Origin of the sequence: Acidaminococcus timonensis (genome assembly GCF_900106585.1) — a bacterium.
GTDB classification, from domain to species: Bacteria; Bacillota; Negativicutes; order Acidaminococcales; family Acidaminococcaceae; genus Acidaminococcus; species Acidaminococcus timonensis.
In genome coordinates, this window is the sequence record NZ_FNWH01000006.1 from 165,055 (window position 1) to 188,093 (window position 23,039).

15 protein-coding genes, 2 tRNA genes and 3 rRNA genes are annotated in these 23,039 nt (G+C 53.8%); all 20 read left to right on the forward strand.

Annotated elements, in window-relative coordinates; all coding sequences use genetic code 11:
- Window positions 1-6 precede the first annotated feature (6 nt).
- The 20 genes from rapZ (at window position 7) to sufU (ending at window position 22,969) form a co-directional block, all read left to right on the forward strand.
- Window positions 7-873, forward strand: a complete 867-nt coding sequence (rapZ, locus tag BQ5462_RS04685; RefSeq protein WP_071142265.1) for an RNase adapter RapZ — start codon at window positions 7-9, stop codon at window positions 871-873.
- Between the two features lie 10 nt (window positions 874-883).
- Window positions 884-2,257, forward strand: a complete 1,374-nt coding sequence (locus tag BQ5462_RS04690; RefSeq protein ID WP_071142266.1) for a gluconeogenesis factor YvcK family protein — start codon at window positions 884-886, stop codon at window positions 2,255-2,257.
- Window positions 2,258-2,259: 2 nt separating this feature from the next.
- Window positions 2,260-3,189, forward strand: coding sequence for a DNA-binding protein WhiA (gene whiA / locus BQ5462_RS04695; protein WP_071142267.1), 930 nt, complete (start codon window positions 2,260-2,262; stop codon window positions 3,187-3,189).
- Window positions 3,186-4,040, forward strand: a complete 855-nt coding sequence (locus BQ5462_RS04700; protein ID WP_071142268.1) for a polysaccharide deacetylase family protein — start codon at window positions 3,186-3,188, stop codon at window positions 4,038-4,040. The genes whiA and BQ5462_RS04700 overlap by 4 nt, the downstream gene beginning before the upstream one ends.
- Window positions 4,041-4,134: 94 nt before the next feature.
- Window positions 4,135-4,278 (forward strand): six-cysteine ranthipeptide SCIFF, encoded by a 144-nt coding sequence (gene scfA / locus BQ5462_RS04705; protein ID WP_071142269.1) that lies wholly within the window; start codon window positions 4,135-4,137, stop codon window positions 4,276-4,278.
- 78 nt (window positions 4,279-4,356) lie between these two features.
- Window positions 4,357-5,778 carry a thioether cross-link-forming SCIFF peptide maturase gene (gene scfB, locus BQ5462_RS04710; protein WP_083378073.1) on the forward strand — a complete coding sequence of 474 codons (1,422 nt, stop codon included), beginning with the start codon at window positions 4,357-4,359 and terminating at the stop codon, window positions 5,776-5,778.
- Window positions 5,779-6,047: 269 nt separating this feature from the next.
- Window positions 6,048-7,604 (forward strand): 16S ribosomal RNA (locus BQ5462_RS04715).
- A 102-nt stretch (window positions 7,605-7,706) separates the two neighbouring features.
- A tRNA-Ile gene (locus tag BQ5462_RS04720) sits at window positions 7,707-7,783 on the forward strand.
- Between the two features lie 66 nt (window positions 7,784-7,849).
- Window positions 7,850-7,925, forward strand: a tRNA-Ala gene (locus tag BQ5462_RS04725).
- Window positions 7,926-8,234: 309 nt separating this feature from the next.
- Window positions 8,235-11,140 (forward strand): 23S ribosomal RNA (locus tag BQ5462_RS04730).
- Between the two features lie 70 nt (window positions 11,141-11,210).
- A 5S ribosomal RNA gene (rrf, locus tag BQ5462_RS04735) occupies window positions 11,211-11,327 on the forward strand.
- The 16S, 23S and 5S rRNA genes sit together here with 2 tRNA genes alongside, the layout of an rRNA operon.
- Before the next feature lie 756 nt (window positions 11,328-12,083).
- Window positions 12,084-13,298 (forward strand): hypothetical protein, encoded by a 1,215-nt coding sequence (locus BQ5462_RS04740; protein ID WP_071142271.1) that lies wholly within the window; start codon window positions 12,084-12,086, stop codon window positions 13,296-13,298.
- 24 nt (window positions 13,299-13,322) lie between these two features.
- Window positions 13,323-14,492, forward strand: coding sequence for an amidohydrolase (locus BQ5462_RS04745; RefSeq protein ID WP_071142272.1), 1,170 nt, complete (start codon window positions 13,323-13,325; stop codon window positions 14,490-14,492).
- A gap of 17 nt (window positions 14,493-14,509) precedes the next feature.
- The gene (pepD, locus tag BQ5462_RS04750) at window positions 14,510-15,976 is read left to right on the forward strand and encodes a beta-Ala-His dipeptidase (protein ID WP_071142273.1); all 1,467 of its coding nucleotides are present in this window, start codon (window positions 14,510-14,512) and stop codon (window positions 15,974-15,976) included.
- Window positions 15,977-16,224: 248 nt separating this feature from the next.
- Window positions 16,225-17,625 (forward strand): GntP family permease, encoded by a 1,401-nt coding sequence (locus BQ5462_RS04755; RefSeq protein ID WP_071142274.1) that lies wholly within the window; start codon window positions 16,225-16,227, stop codon window positions 17,623-17,625.
- Window positions 17,626-17,957: 332 nt separating this feature from the next.
- Window positions 17,958-18,695: a Fe-S cluster assembly ATPase SufC gene (sufC, locus tag BQ5462_RS04760; RefSeq protein WP_071142275.1), complete on the forward strand. Its 738-nt coding sequence runs from the start codon at window positions 17,958-17,960 to the stop codon at window positions 18,693-18,695.
- A gap of 16 nt (window positions 18,696-18,711) precedes the next feature.
- Window positions 18,712-20,178, forward strand: a complete 1,467-nt coding sequence (gene sufB, locus BQ5462_RS04765) for a Fe-S cluster assembly protein SufB (RefSeq protein ID WP_071142276.1) — start codon at window positions 18,712-18,714, stop codon at window positions 20,176-20,178.
- A 16-nt stretch (window positions 20,179-20,194) separates the two neighbouring features.
- Complete coding sequence (locus BQ5462_RS04770; protein ID WP_071142277.1) at window positions 20,195-21,280, forward strand: SufB/SufD family protein; 1,086 nt, start codon at window positions 20,195-20,197, stop codon at window positions 21,278-21,280.
- Entirely contained in the window at window positions 21,280-22,509 is a 1,230-nt protein-coding gene (locus tag BQ5462_RS04775) for an aminotransferase class V-fold PLP-dependent enzyme (protein ID WP_071142278.1), read from the forward strand. The genes BQ5462_RS04770 and BQ5462_RS04775 overlap by 1 nt, the downstream gene beginning before the upstream one ends.
- A gap of 19 nt (window positions 22,510-22,528) precedes the next feature.
- On the forward strand, window positions 22,529-22,969 hold the full coding sequence (gene sufU, locus BQ5462_RS04780) for a Fe-S cluster assembly sulfur transfer protein SufU (RefSeq protein ID WP_071142279.1): 441 nt from the start codon (window positions 22,529-22,531) through the stop codon (window positions 22,967-22,969).
- Window positions 22,970-23,039: the final 70 nt, after the last annotated feature.

Genomic DNA, 23,039 nt, shown 5'->3' on the forward strand with positions numbered 1-23,039 from the left:
GGTGGAATGCCAATGACGAGAACCTTACTCATCACAGGAATGTCCGGCGCGGGGAAGACGCAGGTAATGCGTACGCTGGAAGATCTGGGTTATTTTTGCGTGGACAATCTTCCCCCGACCTTTATCCCGAAATTCATCGAGTTGTGTCTCACCACCAAGAATCAGAACGCACAGCTGGCGTTGGTGGTGGATATCCGGGGCGGGAAATTCTTCAAGGATTTCAGCAAGGTGCTGGATCAACTGACCAAGGGCGGCATCCATTATGAACTGGTCTTTCTGGATGCGGACGATGCAACATTGGTGCGGCGGTATAAGGAGACCCGGAGACGGCATCCACTGGCCGGGGAGAACGGCCTCAGCGCTGATATCGCCAGAGAACGGGATATCCTGAGCCAGGTACGGCAGCGGGCCACCACCATCATCGATACCTCCCGTACCACCACCAAGCAGTTGCGCAGCAAAATCATCCAGCTGTTCGGCAAGGGAGGAGAACTGCCTCCCATGAACATCGTGGTCCAGTCCTTCGGGTTCAAATATGGTATCCCCCTGGATTGCGACATGGTTTTTGACGTCCGGTTCCTCCCCAATCCGTTCTATATCCCGGAATTGAAGAACCTGTGCGGCAATGACCAGCCGGTCATGGACTACATCCAGGAAAAACCCGTGACGGAAGAATTCGAAAAACGGCTGTTTGCGCTGATCCAGTTCCTGCTGCCCCAATACGTACAGGAAGGAAAGAGCCAGCTGATGATCGGTGTGGGCTGTACCGGCGGACGGCACCGGAGCGTATTCATTGCCAACCAGCTGGGGAAATTCATCGAATCCTGCGGGTACGGTTCGCAGGTCATCCATCGAGATTTGATCAAGAAATAGGTGAACGCATATGAAATGGATAAAGTGGTTATACCCGGGGCTGAACCTGAAGCGCTGGTTGTTTCTTTTTGCGCTGGGAACGGTGCTGGCTTGCGTGGGGGTCACTTTAATCTTTAACTACCAGTTCGTGGGTCTTCTGGAAACGCTGGTCCTGAATTTCATCAATTATTTCGGAGGAGAATACTACCGGTCCACCATTACGGCGCTGGGGGCTTTCAGTGTGTTCGTGGGTCTGGTGTGCATGGCACTTGGGTCCGCCCATGTGATCAAGACGGTGATCAACGCTGTGATGCCCGGGGAAAAGGAATCTCTGCGGGAACTGATCTTCACCCAGCAGAAGCTGGATAAAGGGCCCAGCGTGGTGGTCATCGGCGGTGGTACCGGTCTTTCCGTGCTGCTTCGGGGCATCAAGCTGATCACCAACAACTGTACGGCTGTGGTGACCACCGCCGATGACGGGGGCTCTTCCGGCCGGCTGCGGAAAGAACTGGGCATCCTGCCCCCCGGGGATATGCGGAACTGTCTGGTGGCCCTGTCCGATACGGAACCCCTGATGGAAAAAGTGATGCAGTACCGGTTCAAGAGCAGCGCCCTCAGCGGCCATAATCTGGGCAATCTGTTCATTGCGGCTATGAGCGATGTGGAAGGTGGCGATATGGAAAAAGGCATTGCTGCCACCTGTGAAATCCTGAAAGTGCGGGGCCATGTGTGGCCCAACACCACGGACAATATCCAGCTGAAGGCACTGATGGACGATGGCAGTACGGTCGTCGGGGAAAGCTCCATCACGGCTTCCCCTCATAAAATCGTGAAGCTGATGACGGAACCGGAAAACCCAAGGGCTTCCCAACGGGCGGTGGATGCCATCCTGAAGGCGGATGCCATCATCCTGGGGCCGGGCAGCTTGTACACCAGTGTGCTGGCCAGCCTGATCGTGCCCGGGATCCGGGATGCTGTGATCAAGTCCAAAGCGGTGAAGATTTATGTGTGCAACGTGATGACCCAGCCCGGGGAAACCGATGGGTATGGAGCCTACGAGCATGTACAGGCCATCATCCGGCATATGGGGTGTCAGTGCCTGGATTATGTAATCGTCAACGAACAGAAAGCGGCGCCGGACACCCTGGCCAAATACGAAAAAGAAGGAGCCATGCCGGTGACACCGGATGTGGAGAAAATCGAGAAGCTGGGCATCGATTGTGTGCCTGCCAAGCTGCTGAATGACAGCGACCTGGTGCGGCACAATCCCCTGAAGCTGGCCAAGGCCATCATCGCCCTGATCTACCGTCTGAAACTGTTCGGCAAGGGAATCCGGTTCTTTGACTATTTCTTTGCCCGGCAGACCATGCAGGAACTGCGGAAGCATGCCCATAAGGAGGGTTGACCATGTCATTTTCCCATGATGTGAAAAATGAGGTGGCCCGGCTGGAGGGAGAAGATCATGGCTGCGAACAGGCTGAACTGTTCGGCCTGCTGCGGATCAGCGGATCCGTCTCTCTCAGCGGCCGCAAGGTGGGCATCCACTTCACCACAGAAAATGCAGCCCTGGCTCGGCGGGTGCTGCGGCTTTTGAAAAATAACTTTCCGGTACAGACGGAGGTGATTGTCACCCGGAGCCGTCGGTTGAAGAAGAACAACCGGTACCAGGTCCACGTGATCCCTTCGGACGAAGCCCGGACCGCTCTCAGCCGGCTCCGCCTGCTGACTCCGTTGGACGAGGCCGGCCGGGTCCTGCTGCGGAAAGAAGGGGAGAAACGGTCTTTCCTGCGGGGAGTCTTCCTGGCAGGGGGATCTGTGAATAAGCCTATCAGCGATTATCATCTGGAGCTGATCTGTGACAGCATGGACATGGGCCAGTTCATCCAGAAAATCATGAAGGGCTTCAGCCTTCCGGCCCGGATCGTGGATCGTAAGAATTCGTATATCGTATATCTGAAAGAAGGCAATGCCATTGCCTCGTTCCTGTCGCTGATCGGAGCCCAGCATTCGTATCTGGAGTTCGAAAATGTGCGGGTATTGAAGGATATGCGCAACCAGGTGAACCGGCAGGTGAACTGTGAAACCGCCAATTTGAACAAGGTGGTGAAGGCGGCGGTGCGGACCCTGCGAGCCATCCGCGTCATCGAAGATACGGTGGGGCTTAGCACCCTGCCGGAGGCGTTGCAGGAGGCGGCCCGTCTCCGGCGGGAGCACCAGGATCTTTCGGTGGGGGAACTGGCTGCTTTGACGGAAGACAATGTGGGCAAATCCGGTTTTAACCACCGGCTGAAAAAATTGGAACAGATAGCAGAGAAATTGAAGGATGGGGAGCAATGAAAAAACTGATCATCGTGTTGGCAATTCTGGCAGTGCTGTGTGGAATCGGATATGGCGGGTATGAATATGTAAAAGCGGACTTTCCTCGCTTCTGTGAAGAATCGGTCCCGATCTTCGCCTATCATCGGGTGGAACCGGGCCATGATGACCCCTATACCATGCCGCCGGAAGCATTTGAAGAACAGATGAAATATCTGAAAGATGAAGGCTGGAAGACCATTACCCTGGCAGACTATGTAAAGGGCCGCAAGGAAGGGAAGAAATTCCATAAGACCTGCGTCCTGATCTTCGATGACGGGTACCTGGACAACCTGACCTATGCAGCTCCCATCCTGAAGAAATATGGCTTTGTGGGCAATATGTACATGGCTGTGAAATATGAAGGCTGGCCCGGGTATCTGGACTGGAACCAGGAACATGAACTTCTGAAGTATGGTTGGGCCCTGGGCTCCCATACTTTCAACCACAAACCGTTGGAAAGCCTGACGCCGGAGCAGGTGGATTACGAACTGACCACCTCCATGCAGCACATGAGGGGAATCTACAATCCGCCGGAAGGGCTGACCTTCTCCTACCCCAATGGTTCTGCCAGCGAGGCCATTGCTGCCCAGGTGGCGAAAGCCGGTTACATCGCCGGAGTGGACGGCCGGGTAGGGGTGAATACCGACAAGACCCCGCTCATGCGGCTGCGCCGGGTGAATGTATTCCAGAACAAACCGGAAAATCTGGGCTGCTTCCAGTATGATCTGAAACGGGCCCAGATCCAGGGCTATATTGATCAGACCGGAATCGATTCCAACTGGATCATCACGAATTATTACAAGCTGCGGGCCAAACTGCACCTGAACTGAAGGCACAGAAAAAGAATATCCGGGAGAAAGACTTGCGTTCTGGGCCAAAAACATATAAAATGAATTATACACTTGAGATAGGGAGGAAACGATGATGGCTAAGAGAATCAAAACTGTGAATAAAGAAATGCTGAAGAAAACTCTGAGAACCGGCGGCTGCGGCGAATGCCCGGCATCCTGCCAATCTGCCTGCAAAACTTCCTGCACGGTAGGCAACCAGGTTTGCGAAAAAGCATAATTTCGGTTATGCAATGGAGGCTCCCTGCATGAGCGGGGAGCCATTTTCTTGTAACTTGTAACAGAAGGGCGGATAATTTTGCTGATCCATAGAATGCATCTGGACGACAACTATGTGGTCCTGGACGTGAACAGCGGCGCCGTACACATCATCGACGCCATGATTTATGACTTGTTGGGCTTTTACGATGGCAAGAATGTAGAGGAGACCAAGGCACACTTTGCTGGTAAATATCCTCAAAAGGATGTGGACGAAGCCATGGATGAACTGCAGGACCTGCAGAAGGCCGGGCTGCTGTTTTCTCCGGATTTCCCGGTGCCTGATACCTTTTCGGATGAACCGGTTCTGAAATCCCTGTGCCTGCATGTGGCTCATGACTGCAACCTGCGGTGCGGCTACTGCTTTGCCGATACCGGGGATTTCGGGGGCCATCGTGCCCTCATGAGCAGGGAAGTGGCCCGGAAGGCCATCGAATTCGCCATCAAAGGCAGCAAGCAGCGCCATAACCTGGAGCTGGACCTGTTCGGCGGCGAACCTCTGATGAACATGCCCGTGGTGAAATACATCGTGGATTATGTACGGCAGCGGGAAAAAGAAACTGGCAAGAACATCAAACTGACCCTGACCACCAACGGGACCCTGCTCACGGACGAAATCGTGAAGTACCTGAACGACAATCGGGTGATGCTGGTATTGAGCCTGGACGGCAGCAAGAAGACCCATGACCATATGCGGCCTTATCCCGGCCACGTGGGTTCCTATGACGCAGCTGTCAAAGGATTCCGGAAGGTCATCGAATCCCGTCACGGAAAGAATTACTACCTGAGAGGTACCTACACCCATTACAATCCTCACTTCTGTGAGGACGTACTGGCCATGCTGGATGTAGGTTCCGAAATCTCCATGGAACCGGTGGTGGGCACTACGGAACCCTGGGTACTGACGGAGGAAGACTGGACCATCCTGGACAAGGAATATGAAAAACTGGCCCGGGCCTACCTGGCAAAGAAACGGGCCGGGGAACCCTTCGATTTCTTCCACTTCAACGTGGCCCTGGACAACGGACCCTGCGTAGCCAAACGGCTGGCCGGCTGCGGGGCGGGACATGAATATTTCGCCATCACACCGGAAGGGGATATCTATCCCTGCCACCAGTTCGTGGGACGGGAGAAATACAAAATGGGCACCCTGGATACGGGAATCGTGAAAAAGGATATGGTGCAGTACTTCCGTCATATGCATGTGATGAAGAAAGAAGACTGCCGTACCTGCTGGGCACGGTTCTTCTGCAGCGGTGGCTGCCATGCCAACGCCGATCTGGTGAACGGGACCATTGAGAAGCCCTATGCCTATGGCTGCAGGATCCAGAAGAAACGGCTGGAGATGGCCATCATCGTGCAGGCACTGCTGACCGAAGATGTGAAAGAAGGTGGCACGGATCACCGTCCTGTCATCGACAATTTCAAATTCCAGGTGGAGAAACAGGCACCTGCTAAGTGATTATTGAGTAGTGGGTAGTGACAAGAGGTGAAAAGGTGGCGAAAATTTTTCGCCACCTTTTTTAATTTTGTTGTTGACAAAAACAAAAACCCGTGCTATTATAATCAAGTCGCCGATGAGGCGGCAAGGGTGAACCTTGAAAACTAAATATTGTTGACAGATGTGCGGGTCAAGTCACTTTTAGTGATGAGATCGAGTCACCTGGATGAAAACCAGGTTAAAAAATCAAAACTAGTATTTGAGAGCCAAGCGGCTCTTCAAAATAATCTATTTTGGAGAGTTTGATCCTGGCTCAGGACGAACGCTGGCGGCGTGCTTAACACATGCAAGTCGAACGGAGAATTTGCTTCGGTGAATTCTTAGTGGCGAACGGGTGAGTAACGCGTAGGCAACCTGCCCTCTGGTTGGGGACAACATTCCGAAAGGGATGCTAATACCGAATGTGCTCCCGCCTCCGCATGGAGGCGGGAGGAAAGATGGCCTCTACTTGTAAGCTATCGCCAGAAGATGGGCCTGCGTCTGATTAGCTGGTAGGTGGGGTAACGGCTCACCTAGGCGATGATCAGTAGCCGGTCTGAGAGGATGAACGGCCACATTGGGACTGAGACACGGCCCAAACTCCTACGGGAGGCAGCAGTGGGGAATCTTCCGCAATGGACGAAAGTCTGACGGAGCAACGCCGCGTGAGTGATGAAGGTCTTCGGATTGTAAAACTCTGTTGTCAGGGACGAATGTACTGATTTACAATACACTTCGGTATTGACGGTACCTGACGAGGAAGCCACGGCTAACTACGTGCCAGCAGCCGCGGTAATACGTAGGTGGCAAGCGTTGTCCGGAATTATTGGGCGTAAAGAGCATGTAGGCGGGCTTTTAAGTCCGACGTGAAAATGCGGGGCTTAACCCCGTATGGCGTTGGATACTGGAAGTCTTGAGTGCAGGAGAGGAAAGGGGAATTCCCAGTGTAGCGGTGAAATGCGTAGATATTGGGAGGAACACCAGTGGCGAAGGCGCCTTTCTGGACTGTGTCTGACGCTGAGATGCGAAAGCCAGGGAAGCAAACGGGATTAGATACCCCGGTAGTCCTGGCCGTAAACGATGGGTACTAGGTGTAGGAGGTATCGACCCCTTCTGTGCCGGAGTTAACGCAATAAGTACCCCGCCTGGGGACTACGATCGCAAGATTGAAACTCAAAGGAATTGACGGGGGCCCGCACAAGCGGTGGAGTATGTGGTTTAATTCGACGCAACGCGAAGAACCTTACCAAGGCTTGACATTGAGTGAAAGACTTAGAGATAAGTCCCTCTCTTCGGAGACACGAAAACAGGTGGTGCATGGCTGTCGTCAGCTCGTGTCGTGAGATGTTGGGTTAAGTCCCGCAACGAGCGCAACCCTTATCCTATGTTACCAGCACGTAATGGTGGGGACTCATAGGAGACTGCCAGGGATAACCTGGAGGAAGGCGGGGATGACGTCAAGTCATCATGCCCCTTATGTCTTGGGCTACACACGTACTACAATGGTCGGCAACAAAGGGCAGCGAAGCCGCGAGGTGGAGCAAATCCCAGAAACCCGACCCCAGTTCGGATCGCAGGCTGCAACCCGCCTGCGTGAAGTTGGAATCGCTAGTAATCGCAGGTCAGCATACTGCGGTGAATACGTTCCCGGGCCTTGTACACACCGCCCGTCACACCACGAAAGTTGGTAACACCCGAAGCCGGTGAGATAACCTTTTAGGAGTCAGCTGTCTAAGGTGGGGCCGACGATTGGGGTGAAGTCGTAACAAGGTAGCCGTTCGAGAACGAGCGGCTGGATCACCTCCTTTCTATGGAGAACCGAAGGAGCCCGAGGGCTTGCTTCTATTCTCGTCGACGCACATCTGTCATAACAATATTTGGTTTTGAGGGTTTTCCCTCAGCAATCCAATGGGCCTATAGCTCAGCTGGTTAGAGCGCACGCCTGATAAGCGTGAGGTCAGAGGTCCGAGTCCTCTTAGGCCCACCAATTTTTGTGGAAATGGATTGTTCAATATGTTTTCTTCCATCGAAAGATGGTAGAAATATACAGGCTGGGGGCGTAGCTCAGCTGGGAGAGCACCTGCCTTGCAAGCAGGGGGTCAGGAGTTCGATTCTCCTCGTCTCCACCAACCTCATGAACCTTGAAAACTTCATAGAAGAGACAAAAAAGTCTTATTCGATGTGATGATCGAATAAGCACCTCTGATCTAAATGCGAATTTAGAAACGAGTAACGAGAACTAGGAACACAGCAATGTGTCTTTAGTAATTGAGAACCGGGACCAAAGATTTTTAAATCTAAGGTTCAAGAAAATTACGAAGAGATTTTGTGCGGATGCTAGGAGCGACGAGCACAGCGAAGGAGATTATACTAAGGTATATCGACTGAGCGGCGCGGAGGAGCGACAACGCAGGCGCCAAAATATCGAAGTAATTTTAAGTCAAGCTACTAAGGGCATACGGTGGATGCCTAGGCACTAAGAGCCGATGAAGGACGTGGTAAGCTGCGAAAAGCTACGGGGAGCCGCAAGCAGGCTTTGATCCGCAGATGTCCGAATGGGGAAACCCACCATCCGTTATGGGATGGTATCCTACGGGAGGGGAACCCGGTGAACTGAAACATCTAAGTAGCCGGAGGAGGAGAAATCAAACGAGATGCCCACAGTAGCGGCGAGCGAAGAGGGCAGAGCCTAAACCAGAGAACTTCGGTTCTCTGGGGTTACGGACTGGCATAAACCGAGTCAGGCCTAGCCGAATCATCTGGAAAGATGAGCCACAGACCGTGATAGCCGGGTAGGCGAAAGGCAGAGCAAGGGGGCCAGTATCCAGAGTACCGCGAAGCACGAGGAATTTTGCGGGAAGTCGGGGGGACCACCCTCCAAGGCTAAACACTCCTTAGTGACCGATAGCGCATAGTACCGTGAGGGAAAGGTGAAAAGAACCGCGGGAGTGGAGTGAAATAGAACCTGAAACCGTATGTCTACAAGCAGTCGGAGCGCAAGCGACGGCGTGCCTATTGAAGAATGAGCCAACGAGTTACGGGCACCAGCGAGGTTAAGCAGAAAATGCGGAGCCGTAGGGAAACCGAGTCTGAACAGGGCGAATAGTTGGTGTTCGTAGACCCGAAACTGTAGTGATCTACCCATGATCAGGTTGAAGCACGGGTAAAATCGTGTGGAGGACCGAACCGGTGAGTGTTGAAAAACTTTCGGATGAATCGTGGGTAGCGGTGAAATTCCAATCGAACGCAGAGATAGCTGGTTCTCCTCGAAATAGCTTTAGGGCTAGCCTCAGGCAGTAAGCGTAGGCGGTAGAGCACTGATCGGGATAGGGACTGTAATGGTTACCGAACCCTGTCAAACTACGAATGGTTACGCTGCAGAGCCTGGGAGTCAGACTGTGAGAGATAAGTCCCATGGTCAAAAGGGAAACAGCCCAGACCATCAGCTAAGGTCCCCAATGCCATACTAAGTGGAAAAGGATGTGGGGTCTCATAAACAACCAGGATGTTGGCTCAGAAGCAGCCACCATTTAAAGAGTGCGTAATAGCTCACTGGTCGAGAGGCCCTGCGCCGAAGATTCCCGGGGCTAAAGTATGGAACCGAAGCTATGGATACATACGCAAGTATGTGTGGTAGAGGAGCGTTCCCATCGGGCTGAAGTCGTTCTGGAAGGAACGGTGGACTGGTGGGAAGTGAGAATGTTGGCATGAGTAGCGAAAAGAATGGTGAGAATCCATTCCACCGAAAGCATAAGGATTCCTGAGCAACGATCGTCGTCTCAGGGTAAGTCGGGACCTAATCCGAGGCAAAGAGCGTAGGAGATGGACAACTGGTTGATATTCCAGTACCGGCAGTGATCGTTTGAACGATGGAGTGACGCAGGAAGGCAGGTCCGCACGAGATTGGTAGATCGTGTGCAAGCGCATAGGCTGGTCATCAGGCAAATCCGGTGACTGAGGCTGAGGCGTGATGCGGAGGGAACTTGTTCCCGAAGGGATTGAGCCTACGCTGCCGAGAAAAGCTTCTAGTGAGAAAGCTGCCGCCCGTACCGTAAACCGACACAGGTATGCGGGGAGAGAATCCTAAGGTGCGCGGGAGAACCCTCGTTAAGGAACTCGGCAAAATGTACCCGTAACTTCGGGATAAGGGTAGCCACAAAGGTGAAGGGACTTGCTCCCGGAGCCCGGTGTGGTCGCAGAGAAGAGGCCCAAGCGACTGTTAACCAGAAACACAGGTGCCTGCGAAAGAGAAATCTGAAGTATAGGTGCTGACACCTGCCCAGTGCTGGAAGGTTAAAGAAGGATGTCCGGGTTCGACCCAAAGCATTCGACTGAAGCCCCAGTGAACGGCGGCCGTAACTATAACGGTCCTAAGGTAGCGAAATTCCTTGTCGGGTAAGTTCCGACCCGCACGAAAGGTGTAACGATTTGGGCACTGTCTCAACGAGGGACCCGGTGAAATTGAAATACCTGTGAAGATGCAGGTTACCCGCGACTGGACAGAAAGACCCCATGGAGCTTTACTGTAACCTAATATTGGGTTCTGATATTTGATGCACAGGATAGGTGGGAGGCATGGAAGGCAGTCCTCTGGGATTGCCCGAGCCGCTGTTGGGATACCACCCTTCAACTATCGGGATTCTAACCGCGCGAGTAACGATCGCCGGGACAGTGTTAGGCGGGCAGTTTGACTGGGGCGGTCGCCTCCCAAAGTGTAACGGAGGCGCCCAAAGGTTCCCTCAGCGCGGACGGAAACCGCGCGGCGAGTGCAAAGGCAGAAGGGAGCTTGACTGCGAGCCAAACACGGCGAGCAGGTACGAAAGTAGGGCTTAGTGATCCGGTGGCATCCAAGTGGAAGGGCCATCGCTCAACGGATAAAAGCTACCCTGGGGATAACAGGCTAATCTCTCCCAAGAGTCCATATCGACGGGGAGGTTTGGCACCTCGATGTCGGCTCATCACATCCTGGGGCTGAAGTCGGTCCCAAGGGCTGGGCTGTTCGCCCATTAAAGTGGTACGTGAGCTGGGTTCAGAACGTCGTGAGACAGTTCGGTCCCTATCCATCGCGGGCGCAAGAGATTTGAAGGGGGCTGCTCCTAGTACGAGAGGACCGGAGTGGACGGACCGCTGGTGTACCAATTATCCCGCCAGGGGTACAGTTGGGTAGCTACGTCCGGAACGGATAAACGCTGAAAGCATCTAAGCGTGAAACCATCCTTAAGATGAGATCTCTCACAGCGTAAGCTGGTAAGACACTTGGAAGATTACCAGGTTGATAGGCAGGATGTGGAAGCGTAGCAATATGTTAAGCTGACCTGTACTAATATGTCGAGGGCTTGACTTAAACCGAGTCTAGTCAATAGACAAAAATGTCTCTTCATGAAGTTTTGAAGGCTCATGCCTTCAATTGAAAATCCGGTGGTGATAGCTAAGGGGATCCACCTGTTCCCATGCCGAACACAGTAGTTAAGCCCTTATACGCCGAAAGTACTCGAGTGGAAACGCTCCGGGAGGATAGGGAGCTGCCGGTTAAGACAGAAAGAGCATCGCAGACGCGATGCTCTTTCTTTTTGTGTTCTGAGGAGAAGGCTGCTTGTCGCCGCCGGGCAGGGCACCCCTTGCCGACGCAAAGTCGCCTCCCTGCCATTTTCTGTCTCGCCGTTCCAATCCGCCTTCTGCCAACGCGCTTCGCTTGAACGAGGCTCACGGCGGATGAGCGAAACAGAAAATGGCTTTACGCTCGGCTCCATGGTCGGACAGCGGCACCCTGCCCGGCTGAGGGACTACGGTATCGCTATGACCCCAACGCTGTAGGGACCGATTGCTTTGATCGACCTGCTTACCGACCTACCCTGCGTGCAAAAAATTCTTTTCCAACCACTACTCGCTATCCACCAGCCACTGAAAAAGGGGGCTGTGTTTTTTTATTACAGTCCTTCATTTTGCATATTTCTTCGTCCGGAAAACGCAAAGAAATCATACCATCCTTTTTTACAGGGAGAATATCCACGTTCTGCTGATTATACGGTTTGTCTTCTTTTTTTCCACTTGAAAACAGAAGTACATGATGATTTCAAAGGTAGGCATCCTGCAAAGGCTTCCTGACTCCCACATATTTTTACATATAAACAGATGTCAATCCTCAAAAAAAGCTTACAAAATCATTGAATTTCCTTTGGAATTGTAGTATAACATTACACGTTATCACTTTAAAAGTCAGAAGCAAAGTAGGAGAGTAACAATAGGACTTTGGTGACGGACTTTGTACAATGAGGAGGGCTTGAAGTATGGCTGGGTATTATAATTTTGCGATTGCGTTTGTAGCGTGTGGCGTAGCCTTCGTCATTGGCGAAATGGTCTCGCATGCCACAAAGGCATGGATCCCTTCGGTGTTTGTCACCGCTTGTGTGATGTTGTTCGGGTATTGGACGATTTTCCCCAAGGAAATCGTAACCAATGCTGGATTGTTGCCTTTCGGCAACACCATCGGGATTTTTCTTCTGCTGGTCCACATCGGTACCATCATCAGTCTGAAGCAGTTGATGAAACAGTGGAGGACTGTTGTGATTTGTTTGTGTGGTCTGCTGGGTATGTGTGTCATAGGATATTTCGTGGGTTCCATGGTGATGGAACGGAATCTGGTGATTGCCGGCATCCCGCCGCTGACAGGCGGGATCGTTTCCACCACCATCATGCAGAAGGCAGCTATGAAGGCTGGATTGATGAAGGCTTCTGTTTTTGCCATTGCTACCTACTGCATCCAGGGCTTTGCGGGGTATCCACTGACCGCTGCCTGCCTGCATTTTGAAGGGAAACGGCTGCTGCACCAGCTGCGGTCCAAAGAGGTGGTGCTTACGCCGGAACAGATCGAAGCCAACTCCCATGTAGGGATCACGGCTACGGCGGATGATTCGGAAACACGGAAAACCCTGTTGCCGCCTCTTCCCAAATCCGTCAACACTCCGGTGATGATCCTGACCAAGCTGGGGCTGGTCGGATGGTTCTCTCTGCTCCTGGGAAAAGCGACGCCGGTGAATGGAGCCATCTGGGCTTTGGTCCTGGGCGTTTTCTTCACCTATATCGGATTCCTGGATCAGAATGCACTGACCCGTGCCGGTTCCCTGTGGATCACCATGTTTGCCCTGCTGATGTTCGTATTTGACGGGCTGAAGATCTGCACCCCGGATATGCTGGTTTCCCTGCTGGCACCCATGGTGATCCTGGTTGTTGTTTCCGTTGTAGGGATGGCACTTTTCTCTTATGTGATTTCCCATTTCATGAAAGTGTCCTTCCCGCTGGCTTTTGCCAACAGCCTGACGGCGCTGTACGGGTTCCCGGCAGATGCCATCCTGACGGAAATGACCTGCAGTTCCCTGGCTGACAATGAGGTAGAGAAGGGCTATCTGATGGCCAACATCTTCCCCAGCATGATTGTAGGCGGTTTCACTTCCGTAACCATTACTTCTGTTTTGATTGCCGGATATTTTTCCACTTTATTTTGATTGATGACAAAGGAGTGTTCAAGTATGGATGTTAAAGAAGTAGCCAAAAAATATGGTGAGTATCAAGTTAAAATGAGACGGTATTTCCACGAGAATCCGGAACTCAGTGAAAAAGAATTCAACACCAGCAAAGTGGTCAAAGAGGAACTGGATAAAATCGGAGTGCCCTGGGTTCCCTGTGGTTTGAAAACCGGTGTGCTGGCTACCATCAAAGGGAAGAAACCCGGCAAGACCATCCTGCTCCGAGGGGATATGGATGCCCTGAGTGTGACGGAAGACACCGGACTGCCTTTCACCAGCAAGAATCCTGGTGTGATGCATGCCTGTGGCCATGACTGCCACATCTCCATGATGCTGACGGCTGCCCACATCCTGAACGACATGAAGGATGAACTGTGCGGGACTGTGAAAATGGCTTTCCAGCCGGCTGAAGAAGTGGCAACCGGTGCTCCTTCCATGGTGGAACAGGGCGCTCTGGACGGAGTGGATGGCTGCTTTGCCATGCATGTCTGGTTCGACGTGGATGCCGGGCACATTTCCTGTGATGCAGGTCCCCGGATGGGTGGTGCCAATAAATTCGTGATCAATATCACCGGGAAGGGCGGTCATGCAGCAGAACCCCAGGAATGTGTGGATGCGGCTGTGGTCCAGGCTGCTGTGGTCAACAACCTGCAGACTGTGGTCAGCCGTCATTTCTCTCCCATGGATCCGGTGGTACTGACCATTGGCGAAGTCTCCGCCGGAGAACGGTGGAATGTGGTTCCGGAAAAGGCCCGTCTGGCAGGGACCACCCGGTATTTCAAGAAGGAAATCAATACGGAACTGCCGAAAGTCATTGACAAGATCGCCCAGGATACGGCAGCAGCTTTCGGCGCTAAGGCTGAAACGGAAAATATCGTTCTGTGCCCGCCGGTCATCAATGATGAACATATGGCTCAGGTTGTCCGGGAAGCTTCCCGCAAGGTCATCGGGAAAGACGCGCCCGTATCCCGTCCGGGGACCATGGGCGGCGAAGACTTCGCATTCTTCATGGATAAGGTCCCTGGCGCCGTTGCGCTGCTGGGGATCCGGAATGAAGCCTGTGGTGCTGTGTATGCCCAGCATTCCTGCCATTATACAGTGGATGAAAGTGCGTTGCTGGGTGGTGCCATGCTGTATGCCCAGACGGCCCTGGACTTCAACGCAGGGAAATAAGAGTAGGAGGGGTCAATATGGTTCTCTCAGCTAAACAGGATGCAATCATCGATGGAATCGTAAAGGAATTCTCCGGGCTGGCGGCCCATCCCCGGAAATCCGGCCATGAAAAAGCGGTCAGTGATTATCTGGCAGCCCATCTCACGGAGCTGGGGGCTACGGTCCATCAGGATGCCGTGAACAACATCATTGCCGATGTACCGGCCACACCGGGATGCGAAAAAGTCCCTCTCACCCTTCTCCAGGGCCACATGGACATGGTCTGTGTAGCCAAAAGGGGTGTGGCCTATGATCCGCTGAAGGATCCCATCAAACTGGTGCGGGAAGGCAATGTGCTCCATGCAGATGGTACCAGCCTGGGGGCTGATGACGGCATGGCTGCTGCCATTTTCCTTTATCTGCTGCAGCAGGATTTTGCCCATGGCCCTCTCCGTCTGATCTTTACGGTAGATGAAGAAGTCCACATGACAGGTTCCATGAACCTGGATCCCAAATGGGTTCGGGATGCCACGTATGTCATCAACTGTGACAGTGAATCCCTGGATACGCTGGTGGTGGCTTCTGCCGGAAGCGTCCATACGGACTTTACCCGGGATGTGAAACGGGAAGCCAATCCCTATGACTGTGCACTGAAGGTTACGGCCAAGGGGTTTGCAGGTGGTCATTCCGGTGAGACCATCAACAAGGGGAAGAGCAATGCCATCAAGGCTCTGGCACGGGCCCTGGAACGGCTGCATCAGGCCGGAGTACCGTACCGGCTGGCACAGGTGACAGGCGGGGCGGCTGCCAATGCCATTCCCAGCGAAGCAGATGCCGTGATTGTTGTTCCTGCTGCCCAGGCAGAACAGGCCAAAGAACAGGTGGCAGCCGAAGAGACCAGCCAGAAAGCTGTCTATGGTACGGTGGAAACCAACCTGTCCATGACGGCTGAAGGGACAGAACGGCCCGAACAGGTATGGTCCCAGGCCGATACGGATCATCTGGTGGATCTTCTTGTCCTGCTCCATACAGGTGTCTTTGCCATGAATCAGCATCTGGCAACCCTGCCGGATCTTTCGGCCAATATCGGTACGGTGCGGGAAACGGAAGAAGGCGTGGACGTGGAATATTTCCCCCGGTCTTCTTCCAATGAACGGCTCCAGGAATTTGTTGAAAATCTGCCGGTATTTGCCCGGGTCACTGGTTTCCAGCTGCAGGTGGGGAAGATGTTCTCCGCCTGGACGGAGAATGTCCACAGCCGTCTGCTGCCGGTCATGGAGAAAGTCCATAAGGCTGTCCTGGGGAAGGAACCCAAAGTGGCAGCCATGCATGGGGGACTGGAAACGGGCTTTTTCTACGCCATGGATCCCCAACTGGATCTGGTCAGCGTAGGCCCCAATACCCATGCCATCCACAGTGCTGACGAATCCGTGGAACTGGACAGTTGTGCCCAGCTGGCCCGGATCATTGCCGGTACCCTGGTGGAACTGACCATGCTCCATTGAATGAGATCGTGTTTTCAAAGGGCTGTGAAGAAATGAGGATCCATTTCTTCACAGCCTTATTTTTTTGTCTTTAAAAAGGAAGTTCTCCTGTCCTGACCACTTCTCACCATCCACCAGCCACGAAATAGGGGATTTCTTATAGTCTCCATCACAAAAAAATGGTTTACATTTGTTAAAAACAGCGTATACTATTACATGAAACAGGCCGAATTTTGAATTTTCATTCTTTGAGAAGGGATGTGGAAGACATGACAGGTTTACCTTTGATTTTCGCTTTTGTTCTTGCCATCATTGTCATGATCGTCGCTATTTCGAAATTCCGTATCCATCCTTTCCTGGCTATCCTGGCGGTTTCCGTGATCTTCGGCCTGGTCGGCGGAATCCCTCTGGTGAAGCATGGAAAGACGTTGGGCATTGCTGATGTGGTCAGCGCCGGGTTCGCCGGCACGTTCACCAGCATCGGCATTGTCATCATCATGGGCGCCCTGATCGGCACCCTGCTGGAAAAGACGGGGGCAGCCCTGAAGATGGCTGACTGTGTCGTCCGGCTGGTGGGGAAGAACAATACCAGCCTGGCCGTCCTGATCATGGGCTGGATCGTTTCCATCCCTGTGTTCTGCGACAGCGGGTTCGTCATTTTGAACCCTATCCGGAAAGCCCTGGTACGGCGGACCCACTGCTCGGCTGTAGCTACGGCAGTGGCCATGTCCATGGGTCTGTACATTTCCCACTGTTTCATCCCTCCGACTCCCGGACCGATTGCAGCAGCCAACACCATTTATGAAGGCATGGGAATGGAGCCCAACCTGATCCTGATCATCGGACTGGGCACGGCTTCCTCCATCCTGCCCATGATTGCCGCGTATATCTACGCCAACTACATTGGCACGAAGGTGAAATCCAAGGAAGAAAGGGCGCAAGCCGCGGAACCGGCTGAGACCCAGCAGACCTATGAAGAACTGATCAAAAGCTATGGCAAGCTGCCCAGTGCCTTCGCCAGCTTCGCACCCATCGTGGTGCCCATCATCCTGATGGGTCTCTCCAGTGCCATGGCCATGGCCGGGACCCAGAGCGACATCATCAAGTTCCTGGGTACACCCATCATCGCCATCAGCGTGGGCGTGATCCTGGGCATCATGGTGCTGATGCAGAGCACCGTGGAAGACAAAATGAAAGCCTTCTACGATATCACCAATGATACCCTGAAAGTGGTGGGCCCCATCCTGTTCATCACTGCTGCCGGCGGCGTCCTGGGCAAGGTCATCGCCTCTACCAGCATGGTGGCATTCATCAAGGCCAACTCCAATACCCTGGCCAGCCTGGGGATCTTCTTCCCGTTCCTGCTGTCGGCCATCCTGAAGACCGCTCAGGGTTCCTCCACCGTGGCCATCACCACCACGGCCGGTATCATGGCACCGCTGATGGGTACCCTGGGACTGGGGACTCCGATGCTGGCTGCCATCACGGTCATTGCCATCGGCGCTGGTGCTATGACGGTATCCCACGCCAACGACTCCTATTTCTGGGTGGTCACCAACTTCGGCGATATGGAAGTGCAGGACGGCTACAAGGCACAGACCCTGGGGACCCTGGTTACCGGGATCGCTGCCATGATCAACGTGTACATCCTGTATTTGATCCTGGGATAAGCAGCTAGTGGTTAGTGATTCGTGACTCGTGACGGGGTGTGGATTTTCCACACCCCCTTTTGTATGCTCTGAAACAGAAAATCCTAAAAAAAATCCCCCATCGGCACTATGATATATTGCCGAATGGGGGAAAATCGTTTATAATAGGGACAGCATTCAGGTGAATATTTTTTGGTTACAGTAGTCACCTGGAAAGACAACCCTATTTCTTATTTTCCCACGGTCCGGTTTCCCTGCGCAGAAAGCCGGACGCGGAGTGGTAAGATACAAGAGCGATATGCTTAGATTAAATACACGGGCAATTGAGGGGCCTGTGGGTAGGAGAGGTTACGATGAGTGAATTATTACGCGTGGAAGGATTAAAGATTGCCGTTGAAGGTAAGGAAATCCTGAAAGGCCTGGATCTGGTCATCAACAAAGGCGAAACCCATGTGATCATGGGCTCCAACGGGGCCGGCAAATCCACCCTGTTCAATGCCATCATGGGCAACCCCAAATATGTGGTGACCGCTGGTCATATTTATTTTGAAGGAAAAGACATCACCCATGCGCCGGTGAACGAAAGAGCGAAAGCCGGCATCTTTATGGCCTTCCAGTCTCCCATCTCCGTCCAGGGGATCAGTGTGGAAAACTTCATCCGCAACGCCAAAACCACCATTACCGGTGAAAAGCAGCGGATCATGCCGTTCCGCAAAGCCCTGCACAAGGAAATGGACGCCCTGAGCATGGACAGAAGTTATGCCGACCGGTATGTGAACGACGGGTTCTCCGGCGGCGAACGGAAGAAGACCGAAATCCTGCAGATGGCCATGCTGGACCCGAAACTGACCATGCTGGATGAAATCGACTCCGGCCTGGACGTGGATGCGGTACGGATCGTTTCCGAAGCCGTGAACCAGTATCATAACGAAAACAACTCCCTGCTGATCATCACCCACCACAGCGAGATCCTGCAAAAGCTGCATCCGGATGTGGTCCATGTGTTGATCAACGGCCGCATCGTGAAGACCGGGGACGCTTCCCTGATCCAGGAAATCGAAGCCAACGGCTACGACGCTTATAAGAAATAACAGGGCGGTGAGCGATATGACGGAAGACAAGAAAGCAGAATTCGCCCGGGAAACCCAGGCGGACGAGCAGAAACTGCAGAGTGAACGGCAGAAGATCGATGCCCTGACCGACTTCAGCAACATGTACGACTTCAAGAAGGATTCCACCCATGAATTCAAGACCAATGCCGGCCTGACGCCGGACGTGGTGCGGGAAATCTCTGCCAAGAAAAACGAACCGAAATGGATGCTGGATGCCCGGCTGAAGGCGCTGGACATCTATTACCAGATGCCGTACCCGGAATGGGGCCCGGACATCAGCGGCCTGGATATGGACAACATTGTCACGTACGTACGGCCCAACGCCCGCATGAGCGCCAGCTGGAACGACCTGCCCGACGACATCAAAGATACCTTTGACCGCCTGGGCATCCCCGAAGCGGAAAAGAAATCCCTGGCTGGCGTGGGCGCCCAGTACGACTCCGAAGTGGTGTACCACAGCATCCAGGACGAACTGACGAAACAGGGTGTCATCTACACGGACTTTGACACCGCTGTGAAGAAATATGAAGACATCGTGCGGAAGCATTTTATGAAACTGATTCCGCCCACGGATCACAAGTTCGCCGCCCTGCACGGGGCAGTCTGGTCCGGCGGCTCCTTCGTGTACGTGCCGGAAGGGGTGGATGTGTCCATCCCCCTGCAGAGCTATTTCCGGCTGAACGCACCGGGGGCCGGCCAGTTCGAACACACCATGATCATCGTGGAAAAAGGGGCCAAGGTGCACTTCATCGAAGGCTGCTCCGCCCCGAAATACAATGTGGCCAACCTGCATGCCGGAGCCGTGGAACTGTTCATCGGCGACGATGCCACCCTGACCTATTCCACCATTGAAAACTGGTCCAAGAACATGTACAACATGAACACAAAACGGGCCATCGTGGGCAAGAACGGCACCATCAACTGGGTGACCGGGTCTTTCGGTTCCCACACCTCCTGCCTGTATCCCATGAGCATCCTGAACGGGGAAGGCGCCCACTGCGAATTCACGGGCGTGACCTTCGCCGGTAAGGGCCAGTACCTGGATACCGGGTCCAAGGTGGTGCACAACGCGCCCCATACCACCAGCAACATCAACTCCAAGTCCATTTCCAAGGACGGCGGCGTGTGCATCTACCGGGGCAGCGTGGTCGTGAACGAATGTGCCGAAGGATCCAAATCCAACGTCAGCTGCGAATCCCTGATGCTGGATGAACAGTCCCAGTCCGATACCATCCCGGCCATCGTCATCAAGAACGACAATGTAGACCTGGGCCACGAAGCCAAAATCGGCCGGATTTCCGACGAAGCCATCTTCTACCTGATGAGCCGCGGGCTCAGCGAGGATGAAGCACGGGCCATGCTGGTCCGCGGGTTCGTGGAACCTGTTTCCAAGGCCCTGCCTCTGGAATATGCCGTAGAAATGAACAACCTGATCAATCTGGAACTGAAAGGTTCCATGTAAGAGGGAGGCGGAGAACATGAGCAAAGAACAATTCAACGAACTGCCGCGTCCCACCTTCCGCTGGATGAAAGTGAATCATCTGGAACTGGACCAGGAACCGGTGACGGAACTGAAACCGGTGGAACTGGCCATCCGCACCGACGGCCAGGTGGAAGCCAAGCAGTATGAAGGGAACGCCCTGCCCGACCTGGGCGATTTCCAGGGAGCCAGCAAGGAATCCCTGGCCCGGACCCTGAAGGGCGGCAATGTGAACTGCGCCGTGACGGTGGCTGACGGGGCGGAAGCCTCTGTGTGGATCACCTACACGGTGAGCGAAGCAGCACCCCAGCTGGTGGGCCAGCTGAAGGTCACCGCCGGCAAGGGCAGCCAGGTACATGTGTACGAGCTGTTCGACGGGGATGCGGAAAATGGCCTGGTGGACCTGCTGCAATACGTGGATGCCGGGGAAGGCGCCCGGGTGCAGATCAGCAAGGTACAGATCCACGGCGACCGGGTACGGCACATCGATGCCCGTCTCACCCGGGAAGCCAAAGAAGCCAATGTGAAATACGTCAGCGCTGAAGTGGGCGGCCACCAGACGGTGGTGAACGTGGTATCCAAGCTGGATCATGACGAAGCGGAATTCGACAGCGCTTCCATGTATCTGGGCGACAAGGACCAGCTGTTCGATTATTCCTACCTGGTACCCACCCAGGGCTGCAAGACGAAGACCAACATCCTGACCACCGGCGCCCTGATGGGCACCAGCAAGAAGTACTTCCGGGGAACCATCGATTTCCTCCGGGGCGGCAAGAAGGCCGTGGGGGATGAATCCGATGTGTGCCTGCTGCTGAACAAGGGCGTGCACTCCATCTCCGTACCGCTGCTGCTGTGCAAGGAAGATGATGTGGTCGGCAACCACGCTTCCAGCTCCGGTCAGATCGACCAGGACATGCTGTTCTATCTGATGAGCCGCGGCTTCGATGAAGCCGGTGCCCAGCTGATTATCGTGGAAAGCAACATCCGGCCGGTCATCGACCAGCTGGGTGACAGTGATTTGGAAGATAAGGCCCTCCAGGCTGTACGCAGCAAGATGCAACAGGTCGGCCGGAAAGGAAACTGATGGCCATGTTAAAGGATATTCGCAGTGATTTTCCGATTTTGAAAAAAGTCCATAATGGGCATCCGCTGGTGTACTTCGACAACGCAGCCACCACCCAGAAACCCTACCAGGTAATCGCCGCCATGGTGGATTTTCTGGAACATCATAATGGCAACCCCCATCGGGGCGCCCATGTGCTGTCCATCGAAGCCGGCCAGGTGTACGATGAAGCCCGGGAAGCCGTCCGCAAGTTCATCAACGCCAGGCACTTCGAAGAAGTGATCTTCGTGCGGAACTCCACGGAAGGGCTGAACCTGATTGCCCGCAGCTACGGGGAAACCCATCTGCACAAGGGCGACAAAGTGGTAATCCCCATTTCTGAACACCATTCCAACCTGGTGCCCTGGCAGAGAGCCTGCCAGAAGACCGGGGCCGAACTGGTCTACATGTACCTGGATGAAACCGGGCACTTCACGGACGAAGATCTGGCCAAGATCGACGACCGGACGAAGATCGTTTCCTTTGCTGCCGTCAGCAACGTGCTGGGCATGAAACGGCCCGTACAGGAAATCGTGGACCGGGCCCACAAAGTGGGAGCCATCGCCATCGTGGACGGCGCCCAGTCCGTACCTCATATGAAGACGGATGTACAGGCTCTGGACTGCGACTTCTTCGTATTTTCCGGCCACAAGATGCTGGGGTCTACCGGCACCGGCGTGGTGTATGGCAAGAAAGCCCTGCTGGAGAAAATGGAACCGTTCCTGCTGGGCGGCGACATGATCGAATACGTCCAGGAACAGACCACCACGTTCAACGAACTGCCCTACAAGTTCGAAGCCGGTTCCCAGAACGTGGAAGGGGCTGTGGCCCTGCATGCAGCCATCGATTACCTGGAAGCCATCGGCATGGACAATGTGGAGAAGCATGAGGAAGAGCTGACGAAGCGGTGCCTGGAAGGCATGCTGAAGCTGCCCCACATCCACATCCTGGGGTCCACCGATGAAACGGAAAAGACCGGGGTCATCTCCTTTACCATCGACGGGGTCCATCCCCACGACGCGGCTACGATCCTGGACAGCTACGGCATCGCCATCCGCAGCGGCCACCACTGTGCCCAGCCGCTGGGAGCCCACCTCCATGTAGAGGCTTCCAACCGGGCCAGCTTCTATATCTACAATACCTTGGAAGAAGTGGATTACTTCCTGTCCAAGCTGCCGGAAGTCCGGAAAGTCATGGGCTTCAAAGATTGATGCAAAAGGGGAGTTTATGATGGAAGATATGAATCAGCTGTATTCGGACATTATCCTGGAACACAACCAGGATCAGGCCAACAAGCATGAGCTGGATCCCCACAATCTGCAGGAACACGGCCATAACCCCAGCTGCGGGGATGACATCACCCTGCAGGCGGATATCGAGAACGGCATCATCAAGGATGCGGCCTACACGGGCCATGGCTGTGCCATCAGCCAGGCTTCCACGGATATCATGATCGACCTGATCAAGGGCAAGAGCGTGAAGGAAGCCCTGCGTCTGGTGGACTTGTTCCTGGCCATGATCAAGCGGGAAGAGACCGATGACAGCAAGCTGGAAGAACTGGACGATGCCATCGCTTTGAAGAACATCTCCAATATGCCGGCCCGGGTAAAATGTGCGGTCCTGGCCTGGCATACGTTGAAGGATGCTTTGGAAGAACAGGAAAAGAAATAACGGGAAACCAGTGATCCGCAATGGAAGACGGGGTGTGAAAATTATTTTTCACACCCCGTCTTTATAGCTT